The organism is Psychrosphaera sp. F3M07, assembly GCF_018860345.1.
Taxonomy (GTDB): domain Bacteria; phylum Pseudomonadota; class Gammaproteobacteria; order Enterobacterales; family Alteromonadaceae; genus Psychrosphaera; species Psychrosphaera aquimarina.
Window position 1 is genome coordinate 1 of sequence record NZ_JAHKPJ010000001.1, and the last position, 2930, is coordinate 2930.

The 2930-nt window shown below is 37.3% G+C and carries 2 protein-coding genes; one reads left to right on the plus strand and one right to left on the minus strand.

The window, feature by feature from the left end; translation table 11 throughout:
- The first annotated feature begins 210 nt into the window (after positions 1 to 210).
- Entirely contained in the window at positions 211 to 1254 is a 1044-nt protein-coding gene (locus KO505_RS00005; RefSeq protein WP_216053380.1) for an IS110 family transposase, read from the plus strand.
- Positions 1255 to 1689: 435 nt separating this feature from the next.
- On the opposite strand, the gene KO505_RS00010 is transcribed toward KO505_RS00005, so the two are convergent.
- Positions 1690 to 2754, minus strand: coding sequence for an alpha/beta hydrolase (locus KO505_RS00010; RefSeq protein WP_216053381.1), 1065 nt, complete (start codon positions 2752 to 2754; stop codon positions 1690 to 1692).
- Positions 2755 to 2930 lie beyond the last annotated feature (176 nt).

The window sequence follows — 2930 nt, forward strand, 5'->3', positions numbered from 1 at the left end:
TTAAGAGTGATCAGTGTTTTTAACTTGACGTGGGGAGTAATACCAACGCCTCATTAAGAGGCAAATAATTGTTGGCTAAAATAAGCGACGCAGGAGCAAAAGCCAACTGTTATTTGTCCTGCTTTAATGACTTGATACTTATAGAGCCTCCTCCCAAATCTCAGCCAACGGCTAAGATTTGAGGTGACCAAACCAAAATGGAGAAGACTCATGAACTTTTACAATAACACGCATCAACATTATTGTGGCATCGATTTACATGCTAGAAGCCTCTATGTTTGCATATTAGATACTCACGGTGCAACCGTATTACACAAAGAAATTAAATCCAATCCTGAACAATTACTTGAACTCATTTCTCCCTATTTAGATGACTTAGTTATCGGGGTTGAATGTATGCACTGTTGGTATTGGGTCTCTGATTTTTGTGAAGACCATGGCATTAAATTCATTCTAGGCCACGCGCTTTATATGAAAGCTATTCACGGAGGTAAAGCCAAAAACGACCGTATTGATTCATACAAAATTGCGACGCTTATGAGAGGTGGAAACTTTCCTGTCGCTTACGTTTATCCAAAACACATGAGAGCGACTCGCGATCTATTACGCCGTAGAACGGGTATTGTTCGTCACGGTGCCGACTTAAAAGCCCATGTGGTTAATACAACTAGCCAATACAACTTACCGCCTAACAACGTTAACTTAAAAAATGTTTCGGCCAGAGAAAGCCTTAAACATACTTTTAAAGATGAAGTTGCTCAACGCAATATTGATTTAGACATGGCGTTATTGGAGTGTTATCACCGAGAATTAAGCAAAGTAGAATGGTTTATAGAGAAGCAAGCTAAACAACACGAACCCGCTTACTTAGCGGTATTAAGAACCGTACCGGGTATTGGCCAAATATTAGGGTTAACCATTTTATATGAGATTGGAAACATCAATCGTTTTGATACCGTTCAGCATTTTGCTTCTTATTGCCGACTCGTTAAATGCAAAGCAGAGTCCGCTGGGAAAACCTACGGTACTCAAGGCAATAAAATTGGTAACGCGCATTTGAAGTGGGCATTTTCAGAAGCCGCCGTGTTGTATTTACGCGGTAATAGCAAAGGCCAAAAGTACTTACAAAAACTACAACGACGCATGAACAAAGCAAAGGCTTTATCTGCCCTTGCCCATAAATTAGGTCGTGCTGTGTATTTCATGTTGAGGAATAAAACTGTGTTTGATGAACAACGATTTTTACCGAGTTAGCCACGCATTGAGGTGAGCTACGACGTCTAACTGGATGGCTTATTAATTTCACTAATTTCTATGTTTGTTAACTGATGAAAAATCCTTTGATAGAAATTTGAGTTGATACAAACCAGACCGCTTGATTAGACACCTCATTGGCGTGCATTAATGCCATTAAGAAGTGAACTTACACCTTGGTTGAGTCTGAAACTAACTGGCGCTTTGCAGCCAGACTCTTGAATAGTACCTGCCGAGGTTAACCGATAAATGTCTAGTGCCCCAAACTACTGAATGGATGCAACAAGTCTGGCAGCGGGTAAACCGTAATAAGAGAGCCTCTATATGTGTTTGCTGTAAGTTTACTTAACTGCGATACAAAGACGAACGAAGTAGGATTACTTTTTAATGGCTTTGACAATTGACCGTAAAGTACGGTCAAAAGATCACTATTGCCTATTGACGGCGAGAAGGCTCATATGTGTTAGCTTTTGATATTAACCACTCTTGAATATAAAAATGCTCTTTGTTCCCTATTATGTTCATCCCTGGGTGACTACGATTATCTATTTTAAATACAGAAACATTATTATTTGATAAAGATTTAAAATAAGCAAAAGGTGCAACAGGATCGTTAGTTGACGCAAGAATCATAACGGGAGTATTCACCCCCGATAACATTGGCTTAATGTCTGTTTGCTCAACAGATACATTTGCGTTATCTAAAGCTTTAATCGCACTTTGACGTATAGTTTTTTCCGAAAACAACATTGATATTATAGGAGAATAACTTAAAGCATAATTAACGGTAGCTTTATCAAATATAGTCATTGGAGCCTGAAGAATAACACCTGAAATATTATCATTCTCTTTCGCTAAATAAGAGGCTGCAACAGCCCCCATAGAGTTTCCTAAAACATAGAGTGGATATTCTATATCAGCATTATTCTTTAGTAACTCATTAATGATTTGAGCACTTTTTACGCCAAAACTAATTTTGCCACTTGAATCACCATGACCGAGTAAATCTGGAGCAATCACGTTAAAACCAAGGAACCGAAAATAGAGAGCTGAATTTGCCATAAATTCTTTCGATGCTCTAAACCCATGAACCAATACAATAGTTCCCTTGAAAATATTAGGTAGTTCTTTTTTTGTTAATTCCAAATGAATATTTTCAGTTTTTTTATTCACATCAATTGCTACATCGTAGCGCAAAAAACGTTTGTCGTTAAGAGGTTTTGCTTTAAGGTAACTAATACAATTAGAATGCTTCTCTGAGCAATATTCTGATTTTACATAACCTTGCTGAAATAATGCCTTATCACTGGCAATATTTTCATATCCATAGCTTTGCTGGCTTGAAATATAATTAGAAATCAAACTGGAACAACCACTGATACACATAGTTAATACTAATATTGAATACTTAAAAAAATTCATAAGTGATTTAATTGACAACATCCCTGAAAAAGCTAACAACTTAATATCGACCCAATGGGTCGTTTTTCTACCGCACATCGCGGTCTTTTTAATCCTACCTATGCTAATAAAAAATATCTATTTGTTTTCTACATCATGTACATACAAAATTTCAGCTTTACCATAAATCTGACATAAACGACCCATTGGGTCGTATGCCTGACTATGGGGGAACTAGCATATAAAGCTCTCGTGTTTTGCTTTTGCTTTTGCTT